17 protein-coding genes are annotated in these 16,923 nt (G+C 66.6%); 13 read left to right on the forward strand and 4 right to left on the reverse strand.

Annotated features, from left to right (window positions below; genetic code table 11):
* Window positions 1-30: 30 nt before the first annotated feature.
* A complete protein-coding gene (locus PHA81_RS02585) occupies window positions 31-3,279 on the reverse strand; it encodes an FAD-binding and (Fe-S)-binding domain-containing protein (RefSeq protein WP_273834981.1) in 3,249 nt (1,082 codons plus the stop codon).
* Window positions 3,280-3,511: 232 nt separating this feature from the next.
* Window positions 3,512-4,372 (reverse strand): cytochrome c oxidase subunit II, encoded by an 861-nt coding sequence (gene coxB, locus PHA81_RS02590; protein ID WP_273834982.1) that lies wholly within the window; start codon window positions 4,370-4,372, stop codon window positions 3,512-3,514.
* Window positions 4,373-4,466: 94 nt separating this feature from the next.
* On the opposite strand from coxB, the gene PHA81_RS02595 reads away from it, so the two are divergent.
* From PHA81_RS02595 to PHA81_RS02620, 6 genes are all read left to right on the forward strand, one after another.
* On the forward strand, window positions 4,467-5,990 hold the full coding sequence (locus tag PHA81_RS02595) for a heme o synthase (RefSeq protein WP_273834983.1): 1,524 nt from the start codon (window positions 4,467-4,469) through the stop codon (window positions 5,988-5,990).
* Window positions 5,991-6,012: 22 nt separating this feature from the next.
* The gene (locus PHA81_RS02600) at window positions 6,013-6,690 is read left to right on the forward strand and encodes a hypothetical protein (RefSeq protein ID WP_273834984.1); all 678 of its coding nucleotides are present in this window, start codon (window positions 6,013-6,015) and stop codon (window positions 6,688-6,690) included.
* Between the two features lie 78 nt (window positions 6,691-6,768).
* Window positions 6,769-6,999, forward strand: a complete 231-nt coding sequence (locus tag PHA81_RS02605) for an Rdx family protein (RefSeq protein WP_005045498.1) — start codon at window positions 6,769-6,771, stop codon at window positions 6,997-6,999.
* Between the two features lie 72 nt (window positions 7,000-7,071).
* Window positions 7,072-8,139, forward strand: coding sequence for an ABC transporter ATP-binding protein (locus PHA81_RS02610; protein ID WP_273834987.1), 1,068 nt, complete (start codon window positions 7,072-7,074; stop codon window positions 8,137-8,139).
* Window positions 8,136-8,888, forward strand: coding sequence for an ABC transporter permease (locus tag PHA81_RS02615; RefSeq protein ID WP_273834988.1), 753 nt, complete (start codon window positions 8,136-8,138; stop codon window positions 8,886-8,888). The genes PHA81_RS02610 and PHA81_RS02615 overlap by 4 nt, the downstream gene beginning before the upstream one ends.
* Window positions 8,889-9,124: 236 nt before the next feature.
* Window positions 9,125-9,289: a hypothetical protein gene (locus tag PHA81_RS02620; protein ID WP_161606976.1), complete on the forward strand. Its 165-nt coding sequence runs from the start codon at window positions 9,125-9,127 to the stop codon at window positions 9,287-9,289.
* Window positions 9,290-9,324: 35 nt separating this feature from the next.
* On the opposite strand, the gene PHA81_RS02625 is transcribed toward PHA81_RS02620, so the two are convergent.
* Window positions 9,325-9,933: a DUF420 domain-containing protein gene (locus tag PHA81_RS02625; RefSeq protein WP_273834989.1), complete on the reverse strand. Its 609-nt coding sequence runs from the start codon at window positions 9,931-9,933 to the stop codon at window positions 9,325-9,327.
* 122 nt (window positions 9,934-10,055) lie between these two features.
* Between PHA81_RS02625 and PHA81_RS02630 the strand changes: the two genes are divergently transcribed.
* The 5 genes from PHA81_RS02630 (at window position 10,056) to PHA81_RS02650 (ending at window position 15,039) form a co-directional block, all read left to right on the forward strand.
* Entirely contained in the window at window positions 10,056-10,472 is a 417-nt protein-coding gene (locus PHA81_RS02630; RefSeq protein WP_005045492.1) for a cobalamin B12-binding domain-containing protein, read from the forward strand.
* Complete coding sequence (gene meaB, locus PHA81_RS02635; RefSeq protein WP_273834990.1) at window positions 10,469-11,608, forward strand: methylmalonyl Co-A mutase-associated GTPase MeaB; 1,140 nt, start codon at window positions 10,469-10,471, stop codon at window positions 11,606-11,608. The genes PHA81_RS02630 and meaB overlap by 4 nt, the downstream gene beginning before the upstream one ends.
* A gap of 34 nt (window positions 11,609-11,642) precedes the next feature.
* Window positions 11,643-13,412: a DNA polymerase/3'-5' exonuclease PolX gene (polX, locus tag PHA81_RS02640; protein WP_273834991.1), complete on the forward strand. Its 1,770-nt coding sequence runs from the start codon at window positions 11,643-11,645 to the stop codon at window positions 13,410-13,412.
* 424 nt (window positions 13,413-13,836) lie between these two features.
* Window positions 13,837-14,805: an NDP-sugar synthase gene (locus PHA81_RS02645; protein ID WP_273834992.1), complete on the forward strand. Its 969-nt coding sequence runs from the start codon at window positions 13,837-13,839 to the stop codon at window positions 14,803-14,805.
* A 102-nt stretch (window positions 14,806-14,907) separates the two neighbouring features.
* Complete coding sequence (locus tag PHA81_RS02650; protein WP_273834993.1) at window positions 14,908-15,039, forward strand: hypothetical protein; 132 nt, start codon at window positions 14,908-14,910, stop codon at window positions 15,037-15,039.
* A 17-nt stretch (window positions 15,040-15,056) separates the two neighbouring features.
* Here PHA81_RS02650 and PHA81_RS02655 read toward each other — a convergent pair whose 3' ends face one another.
* Window positions 15,057-15,782 carry a diphthine--ammonia ligase gene (locus PHA81_RS02655; RefSeq protein WP_273834994.1) on the reverse strand — a complete coding sequence of 242 codons (726 nt, stop codon included), beginning with the start codon at window positions 15,780-15,782 and terminating at the stop codon, window positions 15,057-15,059.
* Between the two features lie 136 nt (window positions 15,783-15,918).
* On the opposite strand from PHA81_RS02655, the gene PHA81_RS02660 reads away from it, so the two are divergent.
* Window positions 15,919-16,353 carry a zinc ribbon domain-containing protein gene (locus PHA81_RS02660; RefSeq protein ID WP_273834996.1) on the forward strand — a complete coding sequence of 145 codons (435 nt, stop codon included), beginning with the start codon at window positions 15,919-15,921 and terminating at the stop codon, window positions 16,351-16,353.
* Window positions 16,354-16,407: 54 nt separating this feature from the next.
* Window positions 16,408-16,899 (forward strand): DUF5810 domain-containing protein, encoded by a 492-nt coding sequence (locus PHA81_RS02665; RefSeq protein ID WP_005045482.1) that lies wholly within the window; start codon window positions 16,408-16,410, stop codon window positions 16,897-16,899.
* Window positions 16,900-16,923 lie beyond the last annotated feature (24 nt).

Below are 16,923 nucleotides of genomic sequence, written 5' to 3' on the forward strand. Positions count from 1 at the left end.
CGTTTCGGCGTCTCAAAGCGTTTCGGCGGCTCAAAGCGTTTCGGCGAGTTTCTCGATCGGATGTGGCGGCTCGCCGTCGACGCGCTCGCCGATCTGACTCCGGCAGGACGCACCCGGTGCGACGACCCGATCGCCGTCGCTCCGCTCCACTTGGTCGAAAAGCACGTCGGCGATCGCCCGGCTCATCGAGCGATGTTCGGCCTCGTAGCCGAACGAACCGGCCATCCCACAGCAGCCCGAGTCGAGCGGATCGATCTCGTAGCCCGCCCGTCGGAGCACGCCCACCGCGTGGTGGTCTTTCTTCGTGGCCTTCTGGTGGCAGTGGCCGTGGTACGTGAGCGACTCGTCGGGACTGGCAGTGTCGAGCGTCTCGTCGAGGCGGAACCGATCGAGATACTCCATCACGCCGTAGGTGTTTTCGGCGACGATCTCGATGCCACCTTGTGCCGTCCCACCGTCCGTCGCCGGCTGTTCGCCGGCCTCACCGGCCGCGACGGTACCCGTGGGCGCGCTCTCGTCGGGTCCGAGCAAATCGAGATAGTCGGACTGGAACATCACCGCATCAGAGGGTTCGACGACCACGACATCCCAGTTCCGGCGGACCAGCGGCGCGAGCGCGGCGACGTTCTGCTCGGCGGCCGTGCGCGCCTTGTCGAGGAACCCCTTCGAGAACGCGGGCCGCCCGCTGTCGGCGACCCCGAGCGGCAGCCGAACGTGGATTTGGGCGGCTTCGAGCACCGCGACGGCGGCTTTCCCGGCTTCCGGATGGTTGTAGTTGGTGTAGGTGTCCGGAAAGAGCAGGACACGCCGATCGGCGTCACCGGCCGGCACCCGCGCGCCGCCGCGTGCCTCGAACCAGTCCTCGAAAGACTCGTCGTGGAACGTGGGAAGGGTGCGGTCAGGGGCGATACCGACGGTCTTCTCCAATACGGTGCGCGCGCCCGGCAGCTCGGATGCCCAGTTCGAGAGCGGCGCGAACCGACTGCCGAGCGCCGAGAGCCGGTCGATGTTGGCGAAGAGACGATCGCGGAGGCTCGCGCCGTGGCGCTGGTGGTGTTCGTGGGTGACCTCGGCCTTCATCTTCGCCATGTCGACCTCGCTCGGACAGTCGTTCGCACAGCCCTTGCAGCCGATACACAGATCCATCACCTCGTTCATGAACTCGACGTCGAACGCTGCTTCAGATCCGTCTCCCTTCGCGGGCCGTGCGGCCCGCTCCGAGTTGGCGGCTGTCGCCGCCCCGAGATCGCCGCTCATCGCCTGCCGGAGCAGGTTCGCCCGGCCGCGCGTGCTCAGAATCTCCTCCTCTGCGGCCCGGTAGGTCGGACACATCGTGCCACCGGTGGTCGACTGGTGACCACGACAGCCGCCACAGCCGTGACACAGCTCGGCCATCCCCTCGAACCCGTTTTCGTTCTCCCACTGGAGCGTGGGATCGAATCCGGCGTCGAACTCGTAGTCGGGATCGAACCGGAGGTTCTCGGTGAGATCGGGTGCGTCCACACCCTCCTTTCCAGTGTCGCTCGCCGACTCGTCGGGAAGGCCACAGACCTGACCCGGGTTCAGGAGCCAGTCGGGATCGAACGCCGACTTGAGGTCACGAAACATCTCCCAGAGGTGATCGCCGTAGAGTTTCCGGTTCCACTGGGTGCGAGCGCGGCCGTCGCCGTGTTCGCCCGAGACCGATCCGCCGAGCTCGACGACGAGATCGGTCACGTCGTCGGCAATTGCTTCCATCGTTGCGACACCGTCGACGGTTTTGGTGTCGATCAGCGGCCGGACGTGAAGCACGCCGGGACCGGCGTGGGCGTAGAAGCTCGCAAACGTGTCGTTGTCGTCGAGGATTTCTTGAAACCCGGCGACGTATTCCGGGAGGCGATCGGCCGGCACGGCACAGTCCTCGATGAACGAGATGTGTTTCGCGTCGGAGGTCCGCGAGAGCAAGATCGGGAGTCCGGATTTCCGGAGTTTCCAGAACCGTGCGCGGGTGTCAGCATCGTGGGCCTCCATCGCTGCCCGGGCGTAGCGTGGCTCGTCGGTCCGTTCGGCCGCGCCGTCGCTCGGCTCCACGTCCGGATCGCCGTCGGGAACCCGGTCGGCGATCAGGTCGGCGACCTGCTGTCTGCCGTCGCCATCGGAGTCAGCGTAGAACTCGACGAGAAGCACCGAATCGGTCCCGTCGGGGAGCATGCCGACGACGTCGGCGAACTCGCTAGTGTCCCGAGCGAGATCGAGCAACACGTCATCCATCACCTCGACAGCAGCGGGATCGTGTGCGAGGATCGGATCGACGTCTTCCATCGCGTCGCCGAGGGAGTCGTAGGTCAGCAGCGCGACGGCCTTCGTCTCGGGGATCGGTTCGAGCGAGACGGTGGCCTCGGTGACGATCGCAAGAGTGCCCTCGCTGCCACAGAGCAGCCGGGCGAGGTTGACGCTCCCCGACTCGCTCACGGCTTCGCCGTTCGCCTGTTCCGAGGCGCTTCGCGCCTCGCGGGCGTCCTCGATCAACCGATCGAGATCGTACCCCGAGACGTTGCGCTTCAGATCGGGGTAGACTGCCTCGATCTCGTCGGCCTCTTTGCCGAGGATGCGTGCGACCGCGGCGTGAATCCGGGCTTCGAGATCGCCCTCCGAATCGGCGCGGTCGCGGAGTTCCTCGATCGGACACTCGCCGAACTCGGTCACAGTGCCGTCGGCAAGCACGACCTCGCACGATTCGACGTAGGCATCGGTCTTGCCGTATTTCAGCGAGTGTGCGCCCGTGGAGTTGTTGCCGATCGCACCCCCAAGGGTGCTCTTGTCGCCCCACGCCGGATCGGGCGCGAACTTCAGACCGTGGGAGACGAGCGCCGCGTCGATGTCGGCGAGATAGCTCCCTGGCTGGGCACGTGCGGTCCGCGCGTCGGGATCGACATCGACGCGCGAATCCATGTAACGGGTGAAATCGAGGACGACGGCCTCGTTGACCGCCTGTCCCGCGAGGCTGGTTCCGCCGCCGCGGGGGAGCACCGGAATCGACCGCTCGGCACAGTAGCCCATCACCGCGGCCACGTCGGCGGTCGAGTGGGGGAAGACGACGCCGATTGGCGTCACCTCGTAGGCGCTCGCGTCGGTGGCGTAGAGCTGTCTGGTGTAGGTATCGAAGCGTGCGTCGCCCTCGATCCGCGATCGGAGATCGTCGAGGAGCTCCGGCCGTGCCACCGTGGTGCTTCGGTGGTCGTAGCTCGCGTCGTGTGCTGGTCGGTCGGCCGTCGGCGACCGGTCGAACTCGCTGGTCATCGTCGAGCGACCTCCCGGCGTTCGATCCCGTCGAGAGAGACTGAATCACGGGGACGCCTCCCGAATTCTGGCTCGGTCGTCCGCGGTCGGGTCACTCGTTGCGTGGCCGTCGTGAACGAGTGGACTGGACGAATGCGTTGCATGTCTACAGCAAACGAGAGCGCAGAAATGATTCTTTGGTCGAGCAGCCGTGATGTCGGTCGGGAACGATGCTCGTCGTGTCGAAGGGAGTTTACGCCGGCTTCGCCGGGACCGCACTCATCGCCGAGCTGTTGGAGGCGTTGCCGCCTGCCGAAGCGTTGCCGCCCGACGAGGCGTTACCGCCGGACGCCTCCTGCTGATCGAGCCACTGTTGGTAGTCGTCCTGGGGCATCACGGTCATGTTCGCGAGCATCCCGGAGTGACCCGAGCCACAGAACTCGGCGCAGTAGAGCTGGTAGGAGCCGGGTTCGGTGGGTTTGGTCTTGATGGTGTTGTACTCGCCGGGGACCGCGTCCTGTTTCAGCCCGAGTTCGGGGACGTGGACCGCGTGGATCACGTCGGTCGAGGTGATGTGGAAGTAGGTGTCGGTCCCGTTCGGAACGGCGAGTGTGGAGGCGTTGACGCCTGCCTCGGGGTAGTGGAAGGTCCAGCCCCACTGGTAGGAGATGATCTCGACTTCGACCGCGTCACTGTCCGGTGGGGGTGCGGTCGCGCCCGACTGGTTGATCAACACGTCCGCCCCGACCTGCTGTTGGGCCTGGGCCTGGCCGCCGCTCGCGTCGGGCACCAGCGAGACGTAGGGGTTCGCGAGGACGGCGAACGATGCGAGTCCGACGAACAGCAGGATGATCGCGGTCGTGATCGTCCACGTGATCTCGAGACGACGGTTCTCCCTGGTGGGCTGGGGATCGTCGTTGTTCCGGAATCGGATGACCGTGTAGATCAGGATGACCTCGACGAGGATCGTGATCGGGATCGCCACGTACAGCAGCGAGGTGTTCAGGTTCGAGATCATCCGCTCGGTGACCGACTGCGCCATCGCCGGCTCGACAGCGGCGAGAAGTAGCGCGACGACGAGCGGTGCGAAGAGGCCGATACGCGTTCGCTTCATTTGGTCTGGAGTTTGCCGGTAGCGCATAAATACCTGCTGACTTTCCCGCTCGGTGGCCGAAAACGCGGGGCCTAAGTGCGGTCGCGACGAAGCAATGAGTCGAGTTACACTAGCCGTGGCCACCGATACAGACTCCGTCCCGACGCGGGTGACGACGCTGCTCGCCGCCGCCGCCGTCGGCGTCTACCTCCTGATCGTGATCGGGGCGACCACGACGCTCTCGCACGCCGCCGCCGCGTGTACGACGTGGCCAGCCTGCGGCGTCGACCTCTCGAACCCGCGCCTCGCCATCGCGTGGGGCCATCGCATCGCCGCGGCCCTCGTTGGCCTGCTCGTCCTCGGTGCGATCGTCGCCGCCTGGCGCGCGCCGACCCCGCGACGCGCGAAGACCGTTCTCGCCGTGCCGTTCGTGCTCTACCCGGTCCAGATCGGGATCGGTGCGCTCGCCGCGACCACCAGCGCGGAGTGGATTTCGACCGCCCACCTGCTCTGTGGCGTCGGGATCTTCACCGGCCTCGTCGTCGCGCTCGCGTGGACGCTCGAAATCGATGCTCCCGGCACCGACACACCGGCCGCAGCAGCCGATACCGACGCACGAGCCGCGGACGCCGCTCCGTCGGCCGCGACAGCCACCGACCAGGTGACAGCCGGAACGGTCTCCGCTGACGACTCGGACGAGCCAGCGGTCGTCGAGAACGGCGTCGAACCACTGTCGAACCGATCGCCGTCGCCGGCTGACGAGGGGCTGATCGAACGCGCACGGACCGTCGGCACGGCGTACTTCCGGCTGATGAAACCCCGACTGATGTGGTTGCTGTGTCTCGTCGCGGCCGCCGGGATGGCGCTCGCGGCCGGACCAAACCTCGACGCCGGCACCGTCGTGCGGGTGCTCGGTGGTGGGGTGCTCGCGATCGGTGCGAGCGGCACGTTCAACCACGTCCTCGAACGCGACATCGACCGGCGGATGCAGCGGACCGCCGACCGGCCGCTCGCGACCGACGAAGTCGGTGTCCGCAACGCGATGATCTTCGGCTGCGTGCTCGCGGTCGCGTCGCTCGGTCTGTTCGCCACCGTGAACCTGCTCTCGGCGGCGCTCGGACTGTGTGCCATTCTGTTTTACAGCGTGATCTACACGCTCGTACTCAAACCCAACACTGTGCAGAACACGGTGCTCGGGGGTGCTGCGGGCGCGCTGCCGGCGATCATCGGCTGGGTCGGCGTCACGGGAAAGATCGGAATCCCGGGCCTCGCGCTCGCGGGCGTGATCTTCCTCTGGACGCCGGCGCATTTCTACAACCTCGCCCTGGCGTACAAGGACGACTACGAGCGCGGCGGGTTCCCGATGATGCCGCTTGTGCGTGGCGATCGGGTCACCCGCCGGCACATCCTGTGGTATCTCGGGGCCACCCTGCTCGGCGCGAGCGTGCTCGCTGCGGTCGCCGAACTCGGGTGGCTCTACGGCGCGGCCACGGTCGCCTTCGGCGGCCTCTTCCTCTGGGCGGTGGTCCGGCTCCACCGCGAGCGGACCGAGGACGCCGCGTTCCGGGCGTTCCACGCGTCGAACGCCTACCTCGGTGCGGTGCTCGTCGCGGTCGTGATCGACGCTGTCGTGCTGTGACCTCGTACTTTCCAGACCACTCATGAGCTACGACCGCATCGCCGTCCGCGATCGCCTCGCTCGCGTCAGTCCGACGCCCGAAGCCCTGCTGTGGGGCGCGATTCTCGTCACCGCCGAACTCCTGGCGCTGTTGCTCTACCTCGTCCAGCCGAACGTCACACCGACCGCGATCCGGTACTACGTCTACCCGTTCATCTGGATCAACGTCGGTCTCTGGGCGCTCGTTCGGACCGACGCGCCGGCAGCGAGTCGGCGGCGACGCTACGCCGCGGGCGCGCTCGCAGTGGGCTATTTCGCGGTGCTCGCGTACGCCGGCGGGCTCGTGGGCTCCGGTCTCGGCGAGATGGCGACCGGGCTTCGGATCGCCCCCCTGCCACCGGGACAGGGGCCCGCGCTGATCTACGGTGGTGAGGCGATCCGGCTGGTGCTCTTCCCCTACAGGATCGTCGGCTACGTCGCGCTCGCCGTCCTCGTCTACGCTACCGTACTCGACGTGGCGGGCTCGGCGATCGGGGGCGTTCTCGGGCTGTTCTCGTGTGTGAGCTGTACGTGGCCCGTGATCGCCTCGTTCGTCGGCGGCGTCGCCGGGAGCTCCTCGGCGGCCGCGAACGCTGCGCTCTCCGGATCGTACGGACTCTCGACCGTGATCTTCGTCGTGACGGTCGGACTGCTGTACTGGCGGCCGTTGGGCGATGAGTAGCGCCGTGACGACCGGCAGGCGGACGCGGACGGACCAGAGGGGCAAAAGCGTAAATCGCCCGCGACCGTCGTGATCTGCATGGCAACCGTCGAGATCGAATACTGCGTCCCGTGTGGTTTCCTCGAACGAGCCGAAGCAATCCAGCACGCGCTGCTCGCCGGTCTCGGCGAGGAACTCGACCGGGTAGCGCTCGTGACTGGCGATCACGGCGTACTCACGGTCGCGGTCGACGACGAGACCGTTTTCGACAAAGAGGAGGACGAGTACGACGTCGACGGGATCGTGCGGGAAGTCCGCAGTCGGCTGTGAGCACCAGTCAGCGGTGCGACCGATCGTCGGCGAATCGATCCCCTTAGAACGGCTGCGGCACTCGGTTTCGGTATGGAACGGGCACTCGTCGCCGAGGACATCCATCGAAAATACGGCGATCGGGTCGCGCTCGATGGGGTCTCGCTGTCGGTCGACGCCGGCGAGGTGTTCGCGCTCGTCGGGCCGAACGGCGCGGGCAAGACCACGCTGGTCCGCGCGCTGACCGGCACGACCGCTGTCGACGGCGAGGTATCGGTGTTCGGCGAGTCGCCCGCGACCGTCGCGAAGTCGCGACTCGGCGTCCTGCCTCAGGAGTTCACCCCGCCGGAGCGCCTGAGTGCGCGCGAGCTGATCGCCTACTACGCCGGGCTCTACGACGACCCTCGCGACGTCGAGAGCGTGCTCGCGGACGTCGGACTCGCCGACACCGCCGACACCCACTACGAGAACCTCTCGGGCGGCCAGCGCCGGCGGACCTGCGTCGGCGCGACGCTCGTGAACGATCCCGACCTCCTCGTGCTCGACGAGCCCACGACGGGGATCGATCCCGCCGGCCGCCGTGATCTCCGGCGACTCCTCGCCGATCTCGCCGACGGCGGCACCACCGTGCTTCTCACCACCCACGACATGACCGAGGCCGAGCGCCTCGCCGATCGGGTGGGGCTGCTCGCCGACGGCCGCCTCGCCGCGGTGGACTCGCCCGCAGCCCTCGTCGCCGAACACGGTGGCGAGAACCGGATCGTGGTCGATCTCGTCGCCGACCCGATCGAGGACGGAACAACGACCGACGACAGTGATGGTACGGCCCCGTCGCCAGCGACTGCGGCGGACGCGCTCGGCGAGACTGGCCACCGGGTCGAACTGCGCGACACCGAACTCGTTGTTCACGGGGTTGACGCGGCGGACATCGGCAGAGTGGTCGACGATCTCGAACGCACCGGGATCGTCTACGACGGTCTCGAATGGCGACAGCCCGATCTCGAAGACGTCTATCTCGCGGTGACCGGACAGGCGCTCGTCAGCGGCGAGGAGCCGGTCGCAGAGCCGACGGACGACGACGGCAACGACAGCGACGACACCGCAGCGGAGACGCCAGCGAAGCCGAACGCGAGCGATGGCGAAACGGGGGTTGCACAGTGACCGCCACCGGCCGGGTCGGCGCAGAGTTCATGGCGGCGTGGCGATCGTTCCTCCGGCGACGGACCGCGGTCTTTTTCACGTTCTTCTTCCCCGTCCTCCTGATCCTGATCTTCGGCGTGCTCGTCCAGACCCAGCCCACGGGCGGCGGACTGTTCACCGAGCCAGCGGGCTACTACGTGCCTGGCTACCTCGCGGTCGTGGTGCTGTTCACGCCACTCTCGCGGATCGGCAGCACGGTCGCGCGCCACCGCGACGGCAACCGCTTCGAGAAGCTCGCGACCACGCCGCTTTCGCGTACGGAGTGGCTGCTCGCCCGAACGCTCGTCAACGTCGTCATCATCGGGATCGCGAGCCTGCTCATCCTCGGGCTCGTGGTGCTCGTTACCGGAGCCGAGGTGGCGCTCTCCGTAGTCTTAGTCCCGTTCGTCGGGGTTGCAGTCGCGCTGTTCTGTGGGGTTGGCGCGCTGCTCGGCAGCCTCGCCGATTCGACCGATGGAACGATCGCCGCGAGCAACACGATCGCGCTCCCCCTTCTGTTCCTCTCGGAGACGTTCGTCCCGCCCGATCTGCTCCCAGCGTGGTTTCAGCCCATCGTGAATCTCTCGCCACTGACTTACTTCGCGCGCGGCGTGCGCGCGGTGACGAATGGAGCCGGCGCAGCGGCGTGGGGCGGTGACTTGATCGTGCTCTGCGTGCTTGCGGCCGGCTTCGTCGCGCTCGGTGCGTATGTGCTCCCGCGAACGGACTGACTTGTCCGGTGAGGCCGAGGCTACTTCCTCCAAAAGACGCGCTCGAAACAGGCATGATCCGTGTGTACAGTAGTTTGATATGGAATCGCGGACACCAGCAGGGTAGTGAGACTGGAATGGGTGTAGTGGGTGAGCCGAATTCGTTGCTGTACATGCTCAGCTATTTTCTCCTGTTTCCTCCCATGATGATCGGAGGGCTGTTGATTCCTATCGGACTGCTACGCCTGACAGGATGGATGACGACCGGCAACAGTGTCGAGAACGCCATCGGTGAGCGACCCGAGTACAAATCACGGCTCCACCGCTTCGCCACGTTTGCGACCGGATTCGTCTGCATGCTCGCTTCCGGTGTCGTGTTTCTGGTGGTAGTGGAGGGAGTCCTGTTCGGCCCCCTCGGTTGAACGCGCTTTCCTGGAAAGAGGTGCGGCGGCCGGGGCTACCTGGGAACCCACGAGTAGACGTGATTCAGGAGGAAGTAGGTCACGACGCCCAAAAAGAGGCTCAGCGACCACGACGCGACCGCGATCCGGCCGACCCGCGCGTGGGCGGTCTCGGCGAGTTCGGCGGGCGTGTGGGTCAGTCCGAGCACGACGGGATAGATCACGACCGGCACCGCGATCGCCGACAGCAGGATGTGGATCGCGAGCATAGCGAGGTAGATCGGCTCGATGATGCCGGCGTAGGCACCCAAGAACTGCCCTTCACGGATCACGATCGATTTCTCGAACCCTCCGCCGATCTTCCAGAGGTAGAGCACGAGGAAGGCGAGGATCAGCCCGAATGCGGTGAGCATCGCCGCGCGGTGTCGCCACACGTCGTCGCGGCGGATGAGGACGTAGCCGACGAGCAGCGCGGTCAGCGCGAGGCTGTTGATGACCGCGATCGCATCCGAGAACAACAGTACAGTTTCCTCCCCGATCGGCGGGAAGACGTCGACGATGCCGGCGAAACTCCCGAGAACGAGCACGTAGCCGATGACCGAGAGGACGGCGGTGACGGCGAGCGGATGTCGCTTCACCGGCCCCTCGGCGCTCGCAGTGGCCATGCGTCGAAGTCGGGCCGCGGGTGGTATCCGTCTTCGGATTTCTGGCGACCGGGCAAGAGATAGAATCGACCCACATCGTCGTTACCGATAGACCCAAACCGCGGGCGGGCAAACGTTGCCGCATGAGTGCGGGGCAGACACAGCAACCGATCCGATGTCTCGTCGCCAAGGTGGGCCTCGACGGCCACGACCGCGGCGCACACGTCATCGCGCGGGCGTTCCGCGACGCGGGCTTCGAGGTGGTGTACTCGGGGCTGCATCGCTCGCCCGACGAGGTCGTCCAGGCCGCAGTCCAAGAGGACGTCGACGTGCTCGGTATCTCGATCCTCTCGGGCGCGCACAACACGCTCGTCCCCAAAATCTTGGACGGTCTCGACGAGTACGACGCTCTCGACGATACCTTGGTACTACTTGGCGGAATCGTCCCCGACAAGGACCAAGACGAACTCGAAGAACAGGGCGTCTCGGCGATCTTCGGTCCCGGCGCGTCGATGGAGGACACCATCGAGTTCGTCCGCGAGAACGCTCCCGAGCGATGAGCGACCTGCTCGAACGGCTGCTCGACGGCGACCACCGCGCGCTGGCGCGTACGATCACCAACATCGAGAACCGCGCGCCCGGCTACCGTGACCTCGTCTCTGGCCTGTACGAGCACGCCGGCACCGCCGAGGTGATCGGCATTACTGGCAGTCCCGGCGCGGGGAAGTCCACATTAGTGGATAAGATGGCCGAGACGTACCGCGACCGTGGCGAGACCGTGGGCGTGATCGCCATCGACCCCTCCTCGCCGTTCACCGGCGGCGCAGTGCTCGGCGATCGGATTCGAATGGCCTCGAACGTCGGCGACATGGACGTGTTCTTCCGGTCGATGAGCGCGCGCGGCAGCCTCGGCGGAGTCTCGATCGCGACCGCGGATGCGGTGAAGGCGCTCGACGCGTTCGGCAAGGACCGGATCATCGTCGAAACCGTGGGGGCTGGCCAGAACGAGATCGACATCGTGAAAACCGCCGACACGGTCGCGGTGTTGGTCCAGCCCGGCAGCGGCGACGACGTCCAGATGCTCAAGGCTGGGATTCTGGAGATCGCGGACGTGTTCGTGGTGAACAAGGCCGATCTCGATGGCGCGGACAGAACAGTCCAGGAGCTCCGCGAGATGCTCGACCTGCGCGGGAACGCCGGCTCGGGCAGGAACGACCAGCACACGGGTCACGGCCACCACGCCGAAGCGACAGCAGTCGAAAGCGACGCTGCTGCGGCCGACGCCGACGGTGACGGACGCGCCGGAGCGGCCGATGGAGCCGCGCTCAAGCAGGCCGAGGCCGAACCAGGTGACGACGGCGGATCGGACGCGGTGTGGACACCGCCGATCGTCGAGGCGGTCGCCACCCACGGCGAGGGCGTCGACGCGTTCCTCGACGCGATCGACGATCACCACGCCCACCTCGATTCGACCGGCGAAGCGAGGGCGAAGGCCCGCGAGCGCTACGCCGAGGAGATTCGGACCCTCCTGCGCGAGGACACCGCCGCCCTGATCGCCGAGGAGATCGACGCTCGCGGCGGAATCGACGACCTCGTGGATGGCGTCGTCGCCGGCGAAACCGATCCGTACGGGATCGCCGACGACGTCCTCGATCCCGTCGCGACGTGTCTCCGCGAGCGCCGCGAGGACGGATGACGGAGAAAGCGACCCCGGGAGGTGGGGGATCGGCGTGAGCCGGAACGACGCAGTCGCCGATCGGTTCGAGGAGTTCGCCGCCCGGCTCGAAGCCACCGGCGTCGAGTACAAACCCCAGTCCTACCGCCGGGCGGCCGAGAACGTCCGTGCGCACCCCGAATCTGTCGAATCGCTGGTCGCCGGCGACGGGGAGGGCGTCGAGGCGATCGAAGGGGTCGGCGAGGCGCTCGCCGCGAAGATCGTCGAGTACGTCGAAACGGGTGAAATCGAGGAGCTGGAGGAGCTCCGGGCGGAGCTGCCCGTCGACATGGCCGCGCTCACGAGCGTCGAGGGCGTGGGGCCGAAGACGGTGGGGACGCTGTACGACGAGCTCGGTGTCGAGGATCTCGACGACCTCGAAACCGCCGCTCGCGAGGAGAAGATCCGTGAGATCTCCGGGTTCGGCGCGACCTCGGAAGAGAACATTCTCGCAGGGATCGAGTTCGCGCGGCAAGCGAACGAACGCTCGCTGCTCGGCGATGCGCGCCCGCTGGGCGAGGAGCTTGAGGAGTACGTCGCTGGTGGAGTGGACGAGGCGAACGAAGCGGTCGAGCGGTGCGAGCTCGCGGGCTCGCTCCGACGATGGCGCGAGACAATCGGCGACGTGGATCTCCTCGTCGCGAGCGACGATCCGGAGGCCGTGGTCGAGCGCTTCACCGACTGGGGGCGCGCAGACACCGTGATCGAGGCGGGCACAAGCAAGGCGAGCCTCCGCGCGAACGGCGTCCGGATGGATCTCCGGGTAGTGGTGCCCGAGGAGTTCGGGAGTGCGCTCCAGTATTTCACCGGGAGTCGCGACCACAACATCGGGGTCCGAAACCGGGCGATCGAGCGGGATCTGAAGGTCAACGAGTATGGCGTGTTCGATATCTCGGGTGTGGACGACCCGGACGCCGGCCAGCGAGTCGGCGAGCGGGTTGCGGGCGAGACCGAGGCCGGAATGTACGAGGCGGTTGGTCTGCCGCACATCCCGCCCGAACTCCGAGAGGACAGCGGCGAGATCGACGCGGCCGTTGCGGGCGAGCTGCCCGATTTGGTCGATGCCGACGCCGTTCGTGGCGATCTTCACGTTCACACCGACTGGTCCGACGGCAAGGACGGGATCGAGGAGATGATCGCGGGTGCGGCCGCGTTCGGCCACGAATACCTCGCGATCACCGATCACGCGGCGGGGTCAGGAATCGTCGCCGACACCGGGCTCTCGGACGACGATCTCCGCGAGCAGCGCGACGCGATCGAGGACGCGGCCGCCGCCGTCGACGCCGAGATCGATGTTCTCTGTGGGGTCGAGGCCAACATCGACGCCGATGGCGCGGTGTCGGTCGGTGATGGAGTGCTTGACAAACTCGATCTCGTGGTGGCCTCGCCGCACAGCGGACTCGATGGCGACGGCACAGATCGGATCGTCGCGGCGATCGAACATCCCTCCGTCGACGTGATCGGTCACCCGACCGGACGCTACCTCAACCGGCGGCCGGGCCTCGAACTCGACTTCGAGCGGGTCGCTCGCGCGGCCGCCGAACACGGCGTCGCGCTCGAAGTCAACGCGAATCCCTCTCGGCTCGATCTGTCGGGTGGTGCGGTCCGGACTGCGATCGAGGCCGGGGCGACGATCGCCGTCGACACCGACGCCCACCGGCCGGCGAGCTACGAGCTGCTTCGCTACGGCGTCCACACCGCCCGCCGGGGCTGGGCCGAGGCCGGTGACGTGCTCAACGCCCGTGATTTCGATGGACTGCGCGCGTTTCTCGACAACGAAGCCTGAGATCGTCGCTCGACACGGATCGAACCAACTGGCGGCGGTTGCGGTAGCGATGGAGCGGTGCGGTTGCGGTTAGCGGTTCCTGGTGGATGAAGGGCAAGACCACGAACGGAGTGAGTGGTCGAGGGCTTCGGCGGTTGCGGAGAGCGTTAGTGATCTCACCGCGAGCGAACGAAGTGAGCGAGCGGGGGTTTTTGATGCACCGGAAGACGCGAAGCGTCTTCCGAGCCTTCGTTCGCTCCGCTCACGAAGACACATTTTTGCGAGGAGTGGTGTGCGAGCGAGTGAAACGAGCGAGCACACCCGACGTGGTTCGAAAGGCGCTTTGCGCCTTTCGTCATGCCGAGACGGCGAAGCCGTCTCGTAGCAAAGTAAAAAGGTGCGTGCAATGAAAAAGGACTTACCGGGCCGCCGAGTGTGAAAGCGCATGCAGGCTATCGTGCTCGCTGGCGGCTATGCGACGCGGCTCTGGCCGATCACGAAACATCGGCCGAAGATGTTTCTCCCGGTCGGCGATACGGTGATCATCGACCGGATCTTCGAGGAGTTGGAAAGCGACGAGCGCATCGACGAGGTGTACGTCAGCACGAACGAACGCTTCGCGGGGGCGTTCGAGGAACACCTCGCCGAAAGCGACTTCACGAAACCACAGCTCAGCGTCGAGGACACGTCGGGCGAGTCGGAGAAGTTCGGGGTCATCGGCGCGCTCGCCCAGCTCGTTGAGCGTGAGGGGATCGACGACGATCTCCTCGTGATCGCGGGTGACAACCTCATCAGCTTCTCGATCAGCGACTTCGTGAACGAGTTCGAGGCGCGCGAGGCCCCGACGATCGCGGCCTACGACATCGGCTCCCGCGAACGCGCCACGTCGTTCGGCATTCTCGAACTCGACGGCGATCGAGTGGTCGACTTTGAAGAGAAGCCCGACGATCCGCCGAGCACGCTCGCCTCGATCGCGTGTTATGCCTTCCCGGCGGACGCGATCGCCTTCGAGGAGTATCTCGCGGGCGACAACAACCCCGACGAGCCCGGCTGGTTCGTCCAGTGGCTCCAGGCGAAGCGGCCGGTCTACGCCTACACCTTCGACGGCGCGTGGTTCGACATCGGCACCGCCGAGGGCTACCTCGAAACCGTCGCGTGGGCGCTGAACGGCGACACCGCGATCGAGCCCGACGCGACCGTCGAGAACAGCGAGATCGGCGACGACGTCCACGTGATGGGTGGTGCGACGATCAGGAACGCTACCGTCGACCGATCGGTGATCTTCCCCGACGCCACCATCGAGAACGCGACGGTCACGGACTCGATCGTGGACGAGGACGCCCACATCGCTGGCACCGACCTCGCCGGCGCGCTCGTCGGTGCACACACGAAACTCCCGGACGACGCGGACTGATCGATCGGTTCCAGTGATCGATCGGTTCCAGTGATCGGTCGAACGGCTGAAACGACGTCTCGGTCCAGAACATTCTTGACTGCCGTCGCCTAACCGATAGCCATGTCATCACGAACGAAGCAGGCCATCGCGGTGCTGTTCGGCGTCGTGCTCGTCGCGTTCGGGGTTCACTACGCGTTGTTCGGCTCGCTCCCCCTCGGCAAGCCGGCGCTGCTCGACACCGAATCAGAGTAGTTTCCTCCGGCCAGCGGTTATCCTTCTTCGAGCCACGCGTCGGTGATTCGAAGCGTCCCACGAACGCCGTCCCACTCCGTCTCGTAATCGAGTTCGAGTCGTCGGTCCATATGTGGACCAGCAGTGACGAGCGTCTCGAACTCGCCACCCTCGCCGAGAACGTGGACGCCGTACTCGTCGTGGAGGGCTTCGAGCTCGTCGAACGCAGCGGCGTCGAGCGTGCGTCCCAGCCACGACTCGTCGAGGCCGCGGGCGGCGACCGCGAGCACCCGGATCTCGAACCCTGCGTCCAGTATCTCGTCGGCGAGCGTGCGCGGATCGCGCTGCCAGAGCGGGGCGAACAGGTCGACACCGAGCCGGTCGCAGAGCGCCTCGATCCGGCTCGTCTGGAACTCGCTTTCGACCGCGCCCGCGATCACGCCCGCGAGACCGCCGTCGATCTCGTGATCGAGGTCGCGCAGCGCGCGTTCGAGCGGCTCGATCTCGGCGTCGCCACGCGCGCCCGAATCGGTCTGGTCGGCTCCCGCCGCGTCGAGATCGACCTCGACGAGATCGATCTCGATGGTCTCGGCGGCGAGGCTGGCGAGATCGGTCGCGGGGACGTGGTACATGTACGACTCCGTCTCGGCGTGAACAGTGAGAAGGCGGGCGACCGGGAGGCCGCGGCAGAGCGCACGGTACAGCGCCCACGAAGAGTCCTTCCCGCCGGAAAACAGGCTCACCCACCCGCCGTCGTCGGTCATACACTCCCCTACCGCAGCCGTCGGGAAACCCACTGTGATCGAGCGGGGTTCGCTGGCCGCATATCGATGACGGCCTGCGTGATGCAGTCCGATCGAGACCCGAAAACTAACGACCCCACACCAGCAACGGAGGACGATGGGTCGACAGCGTTCGGAAAAACGGACGTGGCTCGCGGTTGCACTGGCGCTGCTGTACCCCGGAGCCGGGCATCTCTATCTCCGCAAGGGGCTCCGGGCGCTGCTGTGGTTCGGGCTGGTGTTCGCGACCACCGCACTCTCGGTGCCGACCTCGGCCATCCCGGAATCGGGCGAGATCTCGGTCGAGGCGATCCTGGCGGCCAGTCGGGCGCTGCCGACGGCGGCCAGCGTCGCCATCCTCGTTCTGTCCGTTCTCAGCACGATCGACGCTTACCGGCTCGCACGCCGGCGCAACCGTCGCGCTGCGGCGGCTGTGACGCCCGAGGAAGACGATACGAGCGAACGCCAGTGTCCACACTGTGGCCGCGAGGCCGACAGCGAGTTCGACTTCTGTCAATGGTGTGGCGAGCCGCTCGACGCGGACGGGTCGTAGACGATACCGACCGTCGGACGCGGGATAGAAACGCGTGGAGCGCGTCGGATCGGTATGGGATACGCCTGTCCGGTCTGCGAGACGCCACAGGCCGACGCGCGCCACCTCGCCAACCATCTCGCGTTCACCGCGATGCTCGGCGACGAGGACCACGAGGCGTGGCTCGACGACCACGCCCCCGGGTGGGCCGACGCCGGCGAAAACGACCTCGCCGACCGCGTGGTCGAACACGCCGAATCGGCCGAATACCCGCAGGTGTTCGAGGACACGACCGGCCACGACCACCGTGACCACGGCAGCGACGACCCCCGCCCGGGCGAACTCTTCGAGGAGGATCGTCACGAGCGGGAACCGTCACAAACCAGGGGACCAGGTGCACGTGGCGGGAAGGATCTCGACCCCGAAACCGCCACAGCCGTCGAGAAGGCACGTGAGATGACGCGACAGGCGAACGAATCGGACGACGTTTCTGACGCGGTCGACACAACCGACGATCGCGACGTGGCCGACGACACAGCGGACGCGAGCGGAGACGAAAACGGGTAACTGTTCGCCGGTCGAACCGCCGCC

It is taken from the genome of Halococcus sp. PRR34 (assembly GCF_028617175.1).
GTDB classification, from domain to species: Archaea; Halobacteriota; Halobacteria; order Halobacteriales; family Halococcaceae; genus Halococcus; species Halococcus salifodinae.

Bases quoted from the DNA above. Each gene is read 5' to 3' on its own strand.
- PHA81_RS02585 (WP_273834981.1), bottom strand. From the start codon at position 3,279: ATGACCAGCGAGTTCGACCGGTCGCCGACGGCCGACCGACCAGCACAC.
- coxB (WP_273834982.1), bottom strand. From the start codon at position 4,372: ATGAAGCGAACGCGTATCGGCCTCTTCGCACCGCTCGTCGTCGCGCTA.
- PHA81_RS02595 (WP_273834983.1), top strand. From the start codon at position 4,467: ATGAGTCGAGTTACACTAGCCGTGGCCACCGATACAGACTCCGTCCCG.
- PHA81_RS02600 (WP_273834984.1), top strand. From the start codon at position 6,013: ATGAGCTACGACCGCATCGCCGTCCGCGATCGCCTCGCTCGCGTCAGT.
- PHA81_RS02605 (WP_005045498.1), top strand. From the start codon at position 6,769: ATGGCAACCGTCGAGATCGAATACTGCGTCCCGTGTGGTTTCCTCGAA.
- PHA81_RS02610 (WP_273834987.1), top strand. From the start codon at position 7,072: ATGGAACGGGCACTCGTCGCCGAGGACATCCATCGAAAATACGGCGAT.
- PHA81_RS02620 (WP_161606976.1), top strand. From the start codon at position 9,125: ATGACGACCGGCAACAGTGTCGAGAACGCCATCGGTGAGCGACCCGAG.
- PHA81_RS02625 (WP_273834989.1), bottom strand. From the start codon at position 9,933: ATGGCCACTGCGAGCGCCGAGGGGCCGGTGAAGCGACATCCGCTCGCC.
- PHA81_RS02630 (WP_005045492.1), top strand. From the start codon at position 10,056: ATGAGTGCGGGGCAGACACAGCAACCGATCCGATGTCTCGTCGCCAAG.
- meaB (WP_273834990.1), top strand. From the start codon at position 10,469: ATGAGCGACCTGCTCGAACGGCTGCTCGACGGCGACCACCGCGCGCTG.
- PHA81_RS02645 (WP_273834992.1), top strand. From the start codon at position 13,837: ATGCAGGCTATCGTGCTCGCTGGCGGCTATGCGACGCGGCTCTGGCCG.
- PHA81_RS02650 (WP_273834993.1), top strand. From the start codon at position 14,908: ATGTCATCACGAACGAAGCAGGCCATCGCGGTGCTGTTCGGCGTCGTG.
- PHA81_RS02655 (WP_273834994.1), bottom strand. From the start codon at position 15,782: ATGACCGACGACGGCGGGTGGGTGAGCCTGTTTTCCGGCGGGAAGGAC.
- PHA81_RS02660 (WP_273834996.1), top strand. From the start codon at position 15,919: ATGGGTCGACAGCGTTCGGAAAAACGGACGTGGCTCGCGGTTGCACTG.
- PHA81_RS02665 (WP_005045482.1), top strand. From the start codon at position 16,408: ATGGGATACGCCTGTCCGGTCTGCGAGACGCCACAGGCCGACGCGCGC.